A 15,461-nucleotide genomic window follows, 5' to 3' on the forward strand; every position below is an offset into this window, starting at 1 on the left:
AGCGCAGTCGAGAACTCATTAACCTCTCGATCTCGCTCTATGAGACAACAATAAAAAAAGATACTGAAACAAGTTCAGCACTTATGGAAAAACTATCAATCATAAAAATTGGAGGAAATATTATTGAAGATGAAACTTCTTTAAATGCTTTCTTAAAACTGTTTTCTAATTTAGAAGGAAACAAAATTTTAGTTCATGGTGGTGGAAAAAGAGCAACTCATATTGCTTCTAAACTCGGAATTGAATCTAAAATGGTAAATGGTAGACGCATTACAGATGCAGAAACTTTAGAAATAATTACCATGGTTTATGGTGGTTTGGTCAATAAAAATGTGGTGGCTAAATTACAAGCTTTAAATATTGATGCTATCGGTTTAACTGGTGCAGATATCAATAGTATAAAATCAGAAAAAAGACCTGTAAAAGAGGTGGATTTTGGTTTTGTGGGTGATGTGAAAAAAGTTGCTTCAAATTCTATTGAAAAATTAATTAAAGCAGACTTTACGCCTATTTTTTGTGCCATTACACATGATGGAAATGGACAATTGTTAAATACAAATGCAGATACAATTGCAAGTACAATTGCCGTTGGAATGAGTGAAATTTACGAAACATCCATCTATTATTGTTTTGAACTAAATGGTGTTTTAAGAGATTTTAATGATAAAAATTCTGTTGTCAAAAACATCGATACAAATTCTTATAAAGAATTATTAGATGCTAAAATAATTACCGATGGAATGATTCCTAAATTAGACAATTGTTTTGATGCTTTAAATAACGGTGTACAAAAAGTACATATCGGAAACACGTCAATGTTAACTAAAGAAAACGATAATTTTACAACAATTACATTATAATGATGACTATTGAAAAATTAACAGAAAAAGCAATATCACTTTTAAAAAGTTTGATAGAAACTCAATCTTTTTCTACGGAAGAAGAACAAACTGCCGCTTTAATTGAAGCTTGGTTTGTAGAATTTAAAATTCCGTTTAAAAGAACAAAAAATAATATTTGGGCTACCAATAAATATTTTGATGAAAGCAAACCAACCATGTTGTTAAACTCACATCACGATACGGTAAAACCCAATTCGGCTTATACAAATGATCCTTTAAAAGCGATTGTAGAAGACGGAAAATTATATGGTTTAGGTTCTAATGATGCTGGTGGTTGTTTGGTTTCTTTAATAGCCACTTTTACCAATTTTTACGCACAAGAAAATTTAAAATACAATTTGGTAATTGTAGCTTCTGCAGAAGAAGAAAACTCTGGCCCAGATGGTTTAAATAGCATGTTATCAATCATTCCGCATATTGATGTTGCCATTGTTGGTGAACCAACTTTAATGAATTTAGCGGTTGCAGAAAAAGGTTTGGTAGTTTTTGATGCTGTTGTAGCAGGAACTCCAAGTCATGCTGCGCATCCAAATAATAACAATTCGATTTACAATACAATTGACGTTTTACAATGGTTTAAAGATTTTAAATTTGAAAGACCTTCTATAGCTTTGGGTGATGTAAAAATGACCGTTACACAAATTTCCGCTGGTTCTCAGCACAATGTTGTTCCGGCTCATGTAGATTTGGTCATTGATGTTCGTGTAAATGATGCTTATTCTAATCAAGAAATTGCTGATATTTTACAAGAAAAATCACCTTGTACAAAAATTACTCCAAGAGGCTTAAAGCTAAACTCTTCTTCTATTTCTATAGATCACGATTTAGTAAAAGCAGGAATTGCCATGGGAAGAGAAACTTATGGTTCTCCTACCCTTTCAGATCAAGCTTGCTTAACTTGTCAATCTTTAAAATTAGGACCAGGAGACAGCACACGTTCTCATTCTGCAAATGAATTTATATATTTGGCAGAAATTGAAGAAGGAATACAAATTTATATTGAATTATTGAATCGTGTAATTGTTTAAAAAAGATCTCCTCGAAAGTAATTAAGAGGTTAATTATAAAAAAAACTTAGGTTTCGACTGCGCTCAACCTGACATCAAAATATAGAAATTATGAAACTTTGGGATAAAGGATTTTCAATAGACAAACAAATAGAAAACTTTACAGTGGGTAACGATAGAGAAATTGACATTCATATTGCAAAATATGACGTACAAGCTTCTTTAGCACACGCAATAATGCTAGAATCTATTGGTATTATTACTGCTGATGAATTAAAAGATTTAAAAAGAGGTCTAGAAGAATTGGCTGCTGATATTGACAACGGAACATTTGTTATTGAAGAATCTTTTGAAGATGTACATTCTAAAATTGAATGGGAATTGACCAATAAACTAGGCGAAGTTGGTAAGAAAATTCATACTGCACGTTCTAGAAACGACCAAGTTTTAGTGGCTTTACAATTGTATTATAAAGAAAACTTAGCAATTATAAATGATAAAACAAAGACACTTTTTGATACACTTTTAGGTTTAGCAGAAACACACAAAGAAAGTTTATTACCAGGTTATACACACTTACAAGTAGCGATGCCGTCTTCATTTGGATTGTGGTTTTCTGCCTATGCAGAATTGTTAATTGATGATGTGTATGTTTTAAACGCGGTTTCTAAAGTAGTAGATCAAAACCCTTTAGGTTCTGCTGCTGGTTACGGTTCTTCTTTTCCTATTGATAGAGAACTAACAACCAAAGAATTAGACTTTGCAACAATGAAATATAATGTTGTTGCTGCACAATTAAGTCGTGGTAAAAGTGAACGTTCTATTGCTTCTGCTTTAGGTGGATTGTGTAACACCATGTCTCGTTTTGCAATGGATGTTTGTTTGTATATGAGTCAGAATTTTGGATTTATTTCTTTTCCTGATGAATTAACAACCGGAAGTAGCATTATGCCTCACAAGAAAAATCCTGATGTTTTTGAGTTAATCCGTGGAAAATGTAATAAAATTCAGGCTTTACATACAGAAATGGTCATGATTACCAATAATTTACCAACCGGTTATCACAGAGATTTTCAATTATTAAAAGAAAATATTATTGCAGCTTTTGAAGATGTAAAAGATATTTTAGACATTTTTAATTATTCAATTCAGCAAGTAATTGTAAAAGATATTGACTTAAATGATGAAAAATATCAATACTTATTTACGGTTGATAGCATTAATAATTTAGTAGTTGAAGGAATGAGTTTTAGAGAAGCTTATCAAAAAATTGGTGGTCAAGTTCAAGCAGGTACTTACAAACCAGATTTAGGAAAACAACATTCTCACGTAGGAAGTATCCATAATTTATCACTAGAAAAAATTAAGGAAAAGTTTCCAAAATAAGCCTAATTTCACTCAAAAATGCGCATTAAAAATAAAATTTTATCTTTGCGCATTAATTTTTTTAAAATAAAATAATACATGTTTTGGTATCTTGACGATATAGTGCGCTTAGAAAATGAAATTGAAAAGTTAGATTATAAACCCAAAATGGTTTTTTACGGGAGTTCTACATTTACTTTATGGAATGAATTAACAACCGTTTTTAAAGATTACAATCCTATAAACTTAGGTTTTGGTGGCTCTACTTTAGCTGCTTGTACTTGGTATTTTGATCGTGTTTTTAAAAACTTAGATAATATAGAATCTATTGTAATTTATGCTGGTGATAATGATTTAGGTGATGGTAGACATCCTGAAGAAGTAATCTTATATTTAGAAAATTTAATTGCAAGAATTAGAGCTAAATATGGTAATATAAAGTGTAGCGTTATTTCGATTAAACCAAGTATTGCTCGTTTGCATTTAATAAATAGCATTCGCTATACAAATACCAAAATAGAAGAATTAGCTGCCAAAGATGATCATCTTTATTTTATAAATATTTATGATAAATTTTTGGATGAAAACGGAAATCCTGATGCTATTTATTTTGAAGAAGACAGATTACACTTTAATCAATTGGGTTACGAGTTGATAATAAATACCTTAAAATCAAATTCTGTAATATTTCCTAAGAAAACACTCGTTAAAATATAGAGAAAGGGATTATATTTACAACAAAAACCCCAATGAAAAGAGAATATCATAAATGGTATAGTCCTAATCTTGAAAAAGACATGGAATTACTCATTTTTGGTGATTCTGGTGCAAAAGTTTTATTTTTTCCTCCAAGAATGGGGCGTTTTTATGATTATGAAAACTGGAGAATCATTCAATCTTTAGAAGAAAAAATCACCAATGGAGACTTACAAATTTTTTGTGTAGATAGTGTAGATTTAGAATCTTTTTACAATAGTTTTGTACATCCAGATTATCGAATTCATCGACATATACAATATGAGAAGTATGTTTTAGAAGAAGTTTTACCGCTTGCCAATTCAATTAATACAAACAAAAATGTAATTTCTGCAGGTTGTAGTTTAGGCGCTTATCATGCAGTAAATGTAGCTATGCGTCATCCGCATTTATTTTGTAAAGTTGTAGGAATGAGTGGTCGCTACGATTTAACCAAATCTAAAGGATATTTTAAAGACTTACTAAGTGGTTTCCACAATGATTTTGTCTATTTTAATATGCCTAATCAATTTTTAAAAAATATTGAGGATTCTCATTTAATTCAGCAAATTGAAAAAATGGATATTATTTTAACGATTGGTAAAACGGATCCTTTTTTAGAAAGCAACTACAAACTTTGTACTATTTTAAACGAAAAAGGAATTTCTCATCAATTATTTGAATGGGAAGGAGAAGCACACAAAGCAAGATATTGGAGAGAGATGGTTAAAATTTATTTATAAAATTAAAAGATTCTTTTAAAAAGAGCAATAATAAAATTTTTTGGAGGCATTTTTAAAATTACCTGTAAGTCTTCAAAAATAGAAGTTTCTTCATCTAAAAATTTCAATATTTTTTTTGTTGAAGAACGTTTAAACATATTAGAGAAAAGAAAAGATCCTAAATGATTTTTTTCGTTTAAAATATCTAATAATAACAAATCATAAAACCAAAACTTATCTCTTTTCTGAAATTTTGGTAAAGGTTTATGCTGTTTTAAATGATCGATTAATTTTATAGTTTTCTTAGTCGTATTTTTAAAAGTATAACCAGTGCTTGCCTTCGTCCAACCTCCTGCTGTACCGATATGAATAATATTTTTTGAATTCTTTTTCCAAAATGGATAAGACGTCATCGGAATGGAACCTTGTTCTTTTTCTACAATTTTATAGTTGATAATATTATTATCTCTTAAATATTTTTCTATTTCTGATGTATACTCATTGTAAGTCAATAAGTTTTTTGAAAACAATGTATATTCAAACAAAGCTTCGTTTTTACTGACTGGCAAAACATACATAAAACGTGTATTTCCTTTTTGAGCAACCGTAAAATCCATAAAAGTAGCAACTGAATCATCAAAATAATCCTTCTCTGTTTTTATAAAAAAGCCTACAAAATGTTGTTGTAAAACAGGATATTTAAGATTTTTCTTATAATCAGCATCTAAAAGAACACTATTGATGACAGTTTTTGCTTTGAATACTTTTTCACTAGTAACAACTTCTGCACAATCAATTCGTTGTTGAATATTGAGCACATTTCCTTTTTGAAAACTAATGTTTGCTTTTTGTCTTATTTGATTCCAGATTTTTAGATAAAAATCTTTAGAGCGAATCATTTTATACTCATAAGGTTTTATGTTTTCTTCACCTTTATAAATATCACTATTAAATAATACTTTATTCCAAGAAGTTGTTAAAACATCTTGCCATTCATCAGTTTTAAAATCCCAATAGCACCAAGTTTTATCATTTGTGCAGTTCTTTTCTTTATCTAAAATTAAGATTTTTTTGTCATCAAAAAAAGTATCTTTTGACATTCTGTAAGCCATCATTAAACCAGAAGCGCCTCCTCCAACAATTATATAATCGTAATAATCCATAATAATTGTATTCAGTTCAGCTACTTTAATGATGTTAATTTATAAGTCTTAAGAAAAGCTAAATTTTTGGTTTTTTAAAGTATTTTAAAGGCACAAATAACATACCAAAACATTCTCCTTCTTCTTTACCTAAATGTTTGTGATGCATTTTATGACCTTTTCTTAATCCTTTTAAATAACGATTATTAGTATGTTTAAACCATTTAAAACGTTGATGAATTAACACATCATGAATCATAAAATAGGCAATTCCATAAAACAAAATACCTAAACCTATAAAAAATAAAAAAGTGTATTCTGTGTAAGTACCAAAATAAAAAAGTAAAATACTTGGCACTGCAAAAACTATAAAATAAGCATCATTTTTTTCGAAAATTCCTTGATATTTTGGTTGGTGATGATCTGCATGCAAATACCATCCAAAACCGTGCATCACAAATTTGTGTGTTAACCAAGTTACACATTCCATTAAAAGAAAAACACCCAAAGTAATTAACGCGTAAATCATTAAATAATGTTTAATTTATATTTTACGTAACTTCTTGCTAACAAATTAATTTTCATAGGATCAGAAATACGGATTCTTGTATCCATAATTTTTTCTGAGGGAACATTTTTTAATTTTTTAAGCAATCTTCTGTAATATCTATAAGCCATATAAACGCCAAACTTAGCTTCTACTGGCAATTTAAGAATTCCGTTTGTATAAGCATAATTAAAATCTTCTTCAATTTCATCAATAATTAATTGCTTAGAAGCAGCATTTAATTCTCCTAAATTAATATTCGGAAAATAAGAACGATTTAAGACTTCAAAATCATCTTTTAAATCTCTTAAAAAATTTACTTTCTGAAAAGCAGAACCTAAACGCATGGCAGCATCTTTTAGTTCGTTATACATTTTTTCATCACCATCAACAAAAACCTTTAAGCACATTAAACCAACAACATCTGCAGAACCATAAATATATGCGTCGTATTCTTCTTTAGTTTGATATTCTGCTTTGTACAAATCTGCTTTCATACTTTTTAAGAAAGCTTGTATCATTTCATCAGGAATTTGATACTTATTTACCGTTTGCTGAAAAGAATTTAAAATAGGATTTAAACTAATCCCTAATTCTTTAGAAAGATAATAATCACTTTCAAAATTAGCCATTAATTTTTCTTTATCAAAATCATGAAAAGTATCTACAATTTCATCAGCAAAACGAACAAAACCATAAATATTGTAAATATCTTTTCTAATTTTTGGTGATAACATATTTACCGCCAAAGAAAAAGAGGTACTGTATTTTTTTGTAACTAATTTGCTACAATCATTAGAAACGCTGTCAAATAATTCTTTCATACTATTATTGATTTTTAATGATTAACTCAGAAGCTAACTTTCCAGAGATTAAGGCTGGGGGAACACCTGGCCCTGGAACTGTTAACTGTCCTGTAAAATACAAATTTTTTACTTTACTACTTTTTATCTTTGGTCTTAAAAATGCGGTTTGTAAAAGCGTATTTGCCATTCCGTATGCATTTCCTTTATAAGAGTTGTATTCACTCTTAAAATCGTTTACACAAAACGACTTACTAAATAATACGTATTTTTTTACTTCTTGGTTTGTTAATTCCTCAAATCTATCTAAAATTTTATGAAAATAAGCCTCTCTTAATGCTTGTGTATCTTCAATTCCTGGTGCTAAAGGAATCAAGAAAAAACCAGCTTCTTTACCTTCTGGCGCAGAGGTTTTATCTGTAATTGATGTAAAATTGGCATAGAATAAAGGATCTGTTGGCCATTTTGGATTATCGTAAATTTCTTTTGCATGTAAATCAAAATCTGAATCAAAAAATAAAGTATGATGACTTACATTCTCTATTTTCTTATCAAAACCAACATAAAATAATAATGAAGATGGAGCAAATGTTTTCTTGTCCCAATATTTTTCTGAATATTGTTTTACCTCATCATTTAATAAAGTTTCTGTATGATGATAATCTGCACCACTTAAAACTAAATTCGATTTAATTTCTTTTCCGTTTACTTTTAATGCTATTACGTTTTTAGTATCATCAGTTATAATTTTTTCTACATTGGCATTGGTTTCAAATTTTACACCTAAACTTTCTGCCAAAGAAATCATTCCTTCAATAACTGAGTACATTCCACCTCTTGGGTGCCAAGTGCCCAAACCAAAATCTGCATAATTCATAAAATTATAAAAAGCTGGTGTGTTACTTGGTTTTGCACCTAGAAACAAAACTGGAAACTCTAAAATCTTAATTAATTTTGTATTCTTTATTTTTTTACGAACCTGACTTTTAATTGTAGAAAAAAACTGAGAAACTCTTGCAATAGTTGTTGTGTTTACCAATTCTAAAGGAGAAACCCCTGGTTGATATACCAAATCTTTAATTGCAGTATCGTAATTGGCTTTTGCAGAATCTAAAAATGCTTTTAAGTGTTTTGCACTTCCTTTTTCTGTTTTTTCAAAAAGTTGATAAATTTCTTCTAATTGGCTCGAAATTTTTAACGAATCTTTTTTACCAAAATAAACTTCGTAACCCGGATTTAATTTATCTAAAATATAATAATCAGATGGTTTCTTATCAAAATCTGCAAAAAAACGTTCAAAAACATCTGGCATCCAATACCAAGAAGGTCCGATATCAAATGTAAATCCGTCTTTTTTAAATTGTCTTGCTCTCCCTCCTAAAGTATCATTCTTTTCTAAAACAGTAACGTTATAACCTGATTTTGCTAAATAACAAGATGCTGACAAAGCAGAAAAACCAGAACCAATTATGTGTATATTTTTACTCATTTTTAATTTTGTTTAACAAATATATAAAAAAAATAAACAAAACATTAAAATAAAAAATATTATAGATCTTTTAACAAGTCTGAAACTGAGTTATAAAGTGATATTTTTGATTTAAAACTATCTTTATTTACTATTTTTGTTTTGCGTCCTAATGCAATTAATTGATGATTTGTACTTTCTAAAATAACATCTATTTCTTTAAAATATTCTTCAACTTTATCATCATAAGGCATTACCGTCATAGAAGTTATAAAACAAATATCTCTTTTGTTTTTAAAGAAATAATCTAAATTATTCAATGGTAAACTTTGTCCCAAATAAATAGTGTGATGCCCTCTTAAAACTAATTCGTAATTTAAATATAATAAACCTAACTCGTGTATTTCATTTTCTGGTAAAAATAAAACATAACTTTTATTGGAAGTAACAATATTATATTCTAATTTTTCTGTATTTGTCTGTATTTTTTGAGCAATCAAATTAGAAATAAAATGCTCATGAGCTGGTAATAGTGTGTCTGTTTGCCACAATAAACCAATATGATTTAAAAATGGAATAAAAACGTCTTTAAAAATTTCTCTAAATGTTTTTTTGTGTAAAAGCTTGTTGTAAGTATTATTAAATAAAATCTTATCAAACTGAAACATAGATAGTTTAAAAGAATTTATTGCCTCGTCATTTGTTGCTGTCTCAAAAGCCATTTCTCTAGATTGTAAAAGCAACTCCTCATCAGTCATTTTAGCAATCTTAGAAATTTTAAAATTATTATTATTCAATAAAACAATATTTAATAATTTCTGCAAATTATCATTAGAATACAAACGGATATTTGTTTCTGTTCTTTTTGGTGCTAATAAATTATACCTCTTCTCCCAAATACGAATGGTATGTGCTTTTATACCAGAAATATTCTCTAAGTCTTTGATGGTAAAATTTTGCTTAATATTGTTCAATTTATTCTAAATTTTATTCAACAAAGTTATAAAAAAAATAGATAATTAAATATTTTTCATAAAAAATGTAACAATTCATACTTTTATCCTACTAATAAGTAACCAACCAAACTAACAAGTGCAAAGAGATTTAGAGACTAAATTTTTATCAGACTTTGAAACAAACCAGAATATAGCACATAAAATTTGTAGAGTTTATACTACAAACCAAAGTGATCATAATGATTTGTTTCAAGAAATTACCATTCAACTTTGGAAAAATTACCCAAAGTTTAGAGGTGATGCTAAATTTAGTACTTGGATGTATAGAGTAGCTTTAAATACAGCAATATCGTTGTATAGAAAATCTACAAGAACGGTTAAAACACAAGATATTAGTGATTTTGCTTATAAAATTAAAGCGACGGATTATGACGACACAGAAGAAATTCAATTAAAGGCTTTGTATAAGGCAATACATAAATTGAATGATATTGACAAAGCGCTTATTTTCTTGTATTTAGAAGATAAACCTTATAAAGAAATTTCTGAAACTTTAGGAATATCTTCTGTTAATGCAAGGGTAAAAATGAATAGAGCAAAAGAAAAATTAAAAAATATTTTAAACCCATAACTTATGGATTTATTAGATAATTATAAAAAAGCCTGGGACAATCAACCAGAAGAGACTAGTAAATTTTCTGCTGTAGAAATTTACAAAATGGCAAAATCTAGATCATCATCAATAGTAAAATGGATTTTTATTATTGGTATTATAGAATTTGTGGTCTTAAATTCTATGTACTTTTTTGTAGATATGGAAACAGCTTACGCAGAATATGATAAACTTGGATTAATGAGTTTTGTTACCTATTCTCAGATTTTAGCATACATTATTTTGTTTTATTTTTTAGCGATGTTTTACATCAACTATAAAAATATTTCTACTGTTGATTCAACTAAGAAGTTGATGAAAAAGATTTTGAGAACTAGAAAAACAGTTCGTAACTATGTATTGTTTAATTTAGGCTATATGGCTTTAATGATGTTTATTGTTATGGTTGCAGAAATAAACCTAAATTTCGAGGATTTAAATACCAAACAAATACTCTTAATTATTCTACTAACTGTAGTTGTTACCTTAGTATTTTTAGGTATTTTATTCTTATTTTACCAATTACTTTATGGTATTTTATTAAGAAAATTAAATAAAAATCATAAAGAATTAGCTAAATTAGAGGATCTAAATTCTTAATATCATGAAAAAGTTTAGTTTTCTTTTATTTACATTTTTAACCTTAACTATGTTTTCTCAACAAAAAAATGAGTTTTGGGATAATGTAAGATTTGGAGGTAGTTTTTCTATGAATTTTGGTTCTCAAACTAATATTGGTATTTCTCCTAGTGCTATTTATGACTTTGATAATGGCTTTTCTTTGGGAACTGGCTTAAACTATGTTTATAGTAAAATTGATAATTTCAAAACCAATGTTTACGGTGTTAGTCTTATTTCTTTATATCAAATACCTAAAGTAGACATTCAGCTTTCTGGGGAGTTTGAACAATCTTTTGCCAAACAAACCGATAGTTTTGGTAGTTTAAATACTAGTTTTCCTGCACTATATTTAGGTGCTGCATATAATACAGGAAATTTTGCTGTAGGTTTTAGATATGATATTTTGTATGATAATAGCAACATTTATGCATCAGCATTTTCTCCAATAGTTAGGTTCTACTTCTAAAACTCTTTCAATTCTTTTAATAAAAATTGATGCATTTCATCTGTATAATCCAAATGCGTAACAATCCTTATTTTACCTTCACCCATAGGTGTTAAAAGAATATTTTTTGCTGCCATTTTATCAATAAAATTATCTGCGCCAATTTTATCATCTACATAAAAAATAAGGATATTAGTTTCTACAGGTTCAATTTTAGTAATATAACTACAAGTTTCTAAAACAGCCGCAATTTCTTTTGCTCTTTTATGATCTTCTGCCAACCTTTCTACATGGTTATCTAAAGCATAAATACCTGCTGCAGCTAAAAAACCAACTTGCCTCATACCACCACCTAGTAATTTTCTAAGCCTTAATGCGTAAGCTATATCTTTTTTAGAACCTAATAAAAGAGAACCAATAGGAGCTCCTAAACCTTTAGACAAACAAATAGAAATAGTATCAAAAAGCTCTCCATATTGTTTTGGTGTTTCATTTTTTGCAACCATTGCATTAAACAATCTTGCACCATCTAAATGATAAGCTAAATTGTTTTTTTGCGCAACTTGTTTAATTTCTTCTAATTCAGAAAAATCCCAACAAGCTCCACCTCCTTTATTTGTTGTGTTTTCTACACAAATCATTTTGGTAAGAGGTAAATAGATTTGTGGTTTTACAGCAGCAAATTCTTCTATTTGTTTTGCAGTAAACATCCCTCTATTTCCATCTATTAACTTACAAGTAACTCCAGAATTAAACGCAACTCCACCACTCTCATAATTATATATATGTGCATATTTATCTGCAATAATTAAATCTCCTGGTTGTGTATGCAATTTTATGGCAGTTTGGTTTGCCATTGTTCCGGATGGAAAAAAAAGAGCATCTTCCATACCAAACATTTTTGCCGCTTTTTCTTCTAACGCATTTACAGTAGGATCCATTTTAAAAACATCATCACCAACTTTTGCTTGCATCATTGCTTCTAACATATTGGGTGTTGGTTTTGTTCCTGTATCTGATATTAAATCTATAATCATTTATTTTTTTTATGTTTAACTATAAAAACTCGTTTATTAATTTTAGTAATTCCGAGAAATTTTACTCTAAGTACAATAAACTTTTTAATGTTTTTTCACCTCTTGGATTATTTAAAACAATCCATTTTTTATGAGGAAATAAGTTTTCTTTCCAGTGATGCATTCTTTTTTTTCTTTTCCAATAAGTTTTAAAAATCCATAGAAATAAACTTTCTTTTGAAAAAGTTTTACTTAATGTCTCATAATTTTCTCCGCAACATTTTTGTTTTAAAAAAATTCTTTTGTAAGTCCTTATAAAATATCTTCTAAGAATTAAGTTTAAAGGATAATCTAACCAAATAATTACATTAGCTTCTTGCCAAAGCGTGTCTTTTAATAGTGATTGATAACTCCCAGATACAATCCATTCTTGATACTTATTCAACTCTTCATTTACTTCTTTTACAAAAAGAGTTTTCTCTTTTTCTACCCAATTAGGCAAAAAGTGAATATCATCTAAATCGATTTGTTTTAAGGAAAATTCTTTAGATAATTTCTTACCTAAAGTTGTTTTTCCTGTGCAAGTTGTACCTGTTATAATTATTTTTTTAATCATTAATATTGATAATCGCTTCCTATTGGAGACCCATCTGGAATTGTTGGTGCCGCTGATTTTTTAAATTTCGTTGGATTTTTAACAAAGCCATCAATCATTTTGATTAGAGAAGCCTCATAAATTTTCTGAACTCCAGAAGATTTTTTACTTTCCATAATCGATTTGATTTCATCTAATTTAAACAAAACAATAGCATTTACTTGTTTGTATTGATTTTCATAAGAGGCTAAATAAAATAATCCTTCTAAAACCTTTGTATTAATTACATTTTGCAATTCTTGATAATAGGTATCTTTATGTGATTTCTTGATTGTTTTTGCTACCAACTCATCAATCAATTCGTCTAAACCAAGTTGATTTTTCTGTAAACTTTTGTGCGCCACTAATCTTGATGCTCGCTGCGGATGTAATAAAAGATTCAATGTCATTTCACTTGCTGTTTCTACGGCTCCAAAAGCATCAAATTCTACACCTAAATCACTTTTAAAAGATTCTCTAGTTCTGTTATACCCCATTGCTCTTGGCGGAAACAACGATAACTTTTCTTTTGGTATAGCAATTTCATCTACTGCAATTGTTTTTAAAATAGCTTGTAATGCTTTCTTTTCGGTAACACCAGAAACTTGTTTTACCACTGTTTCTTTACCACCTTTTACAGCGTAACTATACTCTAAACCACCAATTAATTTAACAGTTGCTTCGGTTTGAAATCTGTGGAAAAAGTATAACGGCACAAACACATCTTCTAAAACAGAATACGGTTGATTTGTTTTTATATTGTCTGTAGAAAAGTTAGCAATTGCCATTTTTCTTATCTTAAGTAAGTTGTATAATTCATCGTAAATATTACCTCCATTATCCCACAAGTGTGCAGAAGCACTTGCGCTACCTTGAGACCTTGCATCAGAATCTGATAAATATTTGAATCCTTTTGCAGTAGCATCCTCAATAATTTTATTTAGTTGATTTTCTTCATCAGATTTAAAATCTTGATAAAAATAAGACACAATTACTTTATCCCAATCCCCTATTTTATTGTCGTAAGCATTCGAAAAATCTATTTTACCATTCTTTAATGTAAATTTTGGATGTGGATAATCCATTACAGAAGCTCTGCCATTTGTACTTGCTGCAAAATTGTGAGCAAATCCTAAGGTATGCCCAATTTCATGCGCAGATAATTGTCTGATTCTTGCAACTGCCATTTGTAATGCAAAATCATCTTCTGTATTATTGTTTGTATAAGGCGCTTGTAATGCTTGGGCAATTAAGAAATCTTGACGAATTCTTAAACTACCTAGACTTACGTGTCCTTTAATAATTTCGCCAGTTCTTGGATCAGAAATGCTAGAACCATAACTCCAACCTCTTGTAGAACGATGCACCCATTGCACCATATTATAACGAACATCTAATGGATCTGCGCCCTCTGGCAACATTTTCATTTGAAAAGCATCTTTGTATCCGATCGCTTCAAAAGCTTGGTTCCACCAACTTCCACCTTCTAATAAAGCAGAACGTACAGGCTCTGGAGTACCTCTATCTAAATAATAAATAATTGGTTCTTTAGCTTCTGATATTGCCGCATCAGGATTTTTCTTTTCTAATCGATGACGACGAATAAATTGTTTTTTTATCGATTGATTTACCGGTGTTGCATAATCTAAATAAGACATTGGATATCCACCAGAACGAGGATCGAACTTTCTTGGTTTGTAATTATTATCTGGCAATTCTACAAAAGAATGATGTTGATGAACCGTTATCAAACCAGAATTTGGCGTTACACTTCTTATATAAGAACCTTTTGCTGTTCCTTTAAAAGTTAACAAAACATCGAACTCAACATTTTTAGGAAATGCTTTTGTTCTGTCTAAATTAAAAGCCGATTTACTTTTATCTAAAGAGAAACTACCTTGTTTACTTCTTGCCAATTTTGCTGCCACTCCGTGTGCATCTCTCATAAAGAAATCTGTGGCATCTACTAAATAGATTCCGTTTTTAGTTTCTTTAATTTTAAATCCGTGTAAAACCGATTTAGCAAAAGCTTCTTTTACAGATTGTTTTTCTTCTTTATTATCGGTAATTGCTCTGTAATCTAAATTTGGCTGAACCAATAACAGTTTATTACCCGCTTTTTTTAAATGAACTACAACTCCTCCACCTAATTGACCTCTATCTAAACCAATATCGTTAGAACCAATACCTTCTGAAAGTGAACGCACATAAAGAAACTCTGAATCTAAATTATCAATCTGAAGAAATAATTTATCAGAATTATCATCATAATAAAAAGTAAAATACCCCTCGTATTTGGTAATTCCTTTTTGTAATTTGTTACTAGTTTTTTCTGTAAAAAACTGTGAAAAACCATTAATAGAAATGGTTAAAAAAAGTAAGACAAGTAGTATTTTTTTCATGAATTAAATATATTTTGCATAAATCTATAAAATAACTATTAGGT

The 15,461-nt window shown here is 28.9% G+C and carries 16 protein-coding genes; 8 read left to right on the plus strand and 8 right to left on the minus strand.

Annotated features, from left to right (window positions below):
- The first annotated feature begins 83 nt into the window (after window positions 1-83).
- The 5 genes from argB (at window position 84) to ACJJVY_RS03615 (ending at window position 4,752) form a co-directional block, all read left to right on the plus strand.
- The gene (argB, locus tag ACJJVY_RS03595) at window positions 84-860 is read left to right on the plus strand and encodes an acetylglutamate kinase (RefSeq protein ID WP_405605244.1); all 777 of its coding nucleotides are present in this window, start codon (window positions 84-86) and stop codon (window positions 858-860) included.
- 2 nt (window positions 861-862) lie between these two features.
- Window positions 863-1,930 (plus strand): M20 family metallo-hydrolase, encoded by a 1,068-nt coding sequence (locus ACJJVY_RS03600; RefSeq protein ID WP_405611578.1) that lies wholly within the window; start codon window positions 863-865, stop codon window positions 1,928-1,930.
- Window positions 1,931-2,020: 90 nt separating this feature from the next.
- Window positions 2,021-3,295: an argininosuccinate lyase gene (gene argH / locus ACJJVY_RS03605; RefSeq protein WP_405605246.1), complete on the plus strand. Its 1,275-nt coding sequence runs from the start codon at window positions 2,021-2,023 to the stop codon at window positions 3,293-3,295.
- Between the two features lie 78 nt (window positions 3,296-3,373).
- The gene (locus ACJJVY_RS03610; RefSeq protein WP_405605248.1) at window positions 3,374-3,991 is read left to right on the plus strand and encodes a GDSL-type esterase/lipase family protein; all 618 of its coding nucleotides are present in this window, start codon (window positions 3,374-3,376) and stop codon (window positions 3,989-3,991) included.
- A 32-nt stretch (window positions 3,992-4,023) separates the two neighbouring features.
- Window positions 4,024-4,752, plus strand: a complete 729-nt coding sequence (locus ACJJVY_RS03615; RefSeq protein ID WP_405605250.1) for an esterase family protein — start codon at window positions 4,024-4,026, stop codon at window positions 4,750-4,752.
- 2 nt (window positions 4,753-4,754) lie between these two features.
- Here the strand turns inward: ACJJVY_RS03615 and ACJJVY_RS03620 are convergent, their stop codons facing one another.
- From ACJJVY_RS03620 to ACJJVY_RS03640, 5 genes are read right to left on the minus strand one after another with little or no spacing between them, the layout of a single operon-like run.
- A complete protein-coding gene (locus ACJJVY_RS03620) occupies window positions 4,755-5,894 on the minus strand; it encodes a lycopene cyclase family protein (protein ID WP_405605253.1) in 1,140 nt (379 codons plus the stop codon).
- Between the two features lie 58 nt (window positions 5,895-5,952).
- Window positions 5,953-6,402: a carotene hydroxylase gene (locus ACJJVY_RS03625; RefSeq protein ID WP_405605255.1), complete on the minus strand. Its 450-nt coding sequence runs from the start codon at window positions 6,400-6,402 to the stop codon at window positions 5,953-5,955.
- Window positions 6,402-7,244, minus strand: a complete 843-nt coding sequence (locus ACJJVY_RS03630) for a phytoene/squalene synthase family protein (RefSeq protein ID WP_405605257.1) — start codon at window positions 7,242-7,244, stop codon at window positions 6,402-6,404. The genes ACJJVY_RS03625 and ACJJVY_RS03630 overlap by 1 nt, the downstream gene beginning before the upstream one ends.
- A gap of 4 nt (window positions 7,245-7,248) precedes the next feature.
- Window positions 7,249-8,712, minus strand: coding sequence for a phytoene desaturase family protein (locus ACJJVY_RS03635; RefSeq protein ID WP_405605259.1), 1,464 nt, complete (start codon window positions 8,710-8,712; stop codon window positions 7,249-7,251).
- Between the two features lie 59 nt (window positions 8,713-8,771).
- On the minus strand, window positions 8,772-9,665 hold the full coding sequence (locus ACJJVY_RS03640) for a MerR family transcriptional regulator (protein ID WP_405605262.1): 894 nt from the start codon (window positions 9,663-9,665) through the stop codon (window positions 8,772-8,774).
- A 118-nt stretch (window positions 9,666-9,783) separates the two neighbouring features.
- On the opposite strand from ACJJVY_RS03640, the gene ACJJVY_RS03645 reads away from it, so the two are divergent.
- The 3 genes from ACJJVY_RS03645 to ACJJVY_RS03655 are packed head-to-tail and all read left to right on the plus strand — an operon-like array spanning window position 9,784 to window position 11,386.
- Entirely contained in the window at window positions 9,784-10,278 is a 495-nt protein-coding gene (locus ACJJVY_RS03645) for an RNA polymerase sigma factor (RefSeq protein ID WP_405605264.1), read from the plus strand.
- A 3-nt stretch (window positions 10,279-10,281) separates the two neighbouring features.
- A complete protein-coding gene (locus ACJJVY_RS03650; protein ID WP_405605267.1) occupies window positions 10,282-10,899 on the plus strand; it encodes a hypothetical protein in 618 nt (205 codons plus the stop codon).
- A 4-nt stretch (window positions 10,900-10,903) separates the two neighbouring features.
- Complete coding sequence (locus tag ACJJVY_RS03655; RefSeq protein ID WP_405605269.1) at window positions 10,904-11,386, plus strand: hypothetical protein; 483 nt, start codon at window positions 10,904-10,906, stop codon at window positions 11,384-11,386.
- Here ACJJVY_RS03655 and ACJJVY_RS03660 read toward each other — a convergent pair.
- From ACJJVY_RS03660 to ACJJVY_RS03670, 3 genes are all read right to left on the minus strand, one after another.
- A complete protein-coding gene (locus tag ACJJVY_RS03660; protein ID WP_405605272.1) occupies window positions 11,383-12,402 on the minus strand; it encodes a threonine aldolase family protein in 1,020 nt (339 codons plus the stop codon). The two genes, ACJJVY_RS03655 and ACJJVY_RS03660, sit on opposite strands and share 4 nt — an antisense overlap.
- Window positions 12,403-12,463: 61 nt before the next feature.
- Window positions 12,464-12,997: an AAA family ATPase gene (locus tag ACJJVY_RS03665; protein WP_405605274.1), complete on the minus strand. Its 534-nt coding sequence runs from the start codon at window positions 12,995-12,997 to the stop codon at window positions 12,464-12,466.
- Window positions 12,997-15,417, minus strand: a complete 2,421-nt coding sequence (locus tag ACJJVY_RS03670; RefSeq protein ID WP_405605276.1) for a zinc-dependent metalloprotease — start codon at window positions 15,415-15,417, stop codon at window positions 12,997-12,999. The genes ACJJVY_RS03665 and ACJJVY_RS03670 overlap by 1 nt, the downstream gene beginning before the upstream one ends.
- Between the last annotated feature and the right edge of the window lie 44 nt (window positions 15,418-15,461).

It is taken from the genome of Polaribacter sp. Asnod1-A03 (assembly GCF_045063585.1).
Classification (GTDB): Bacteria; Bacteroidota; Bacteroidia; order Flavobacteriales; family Flavobacteriaceae; genus Polaribacter.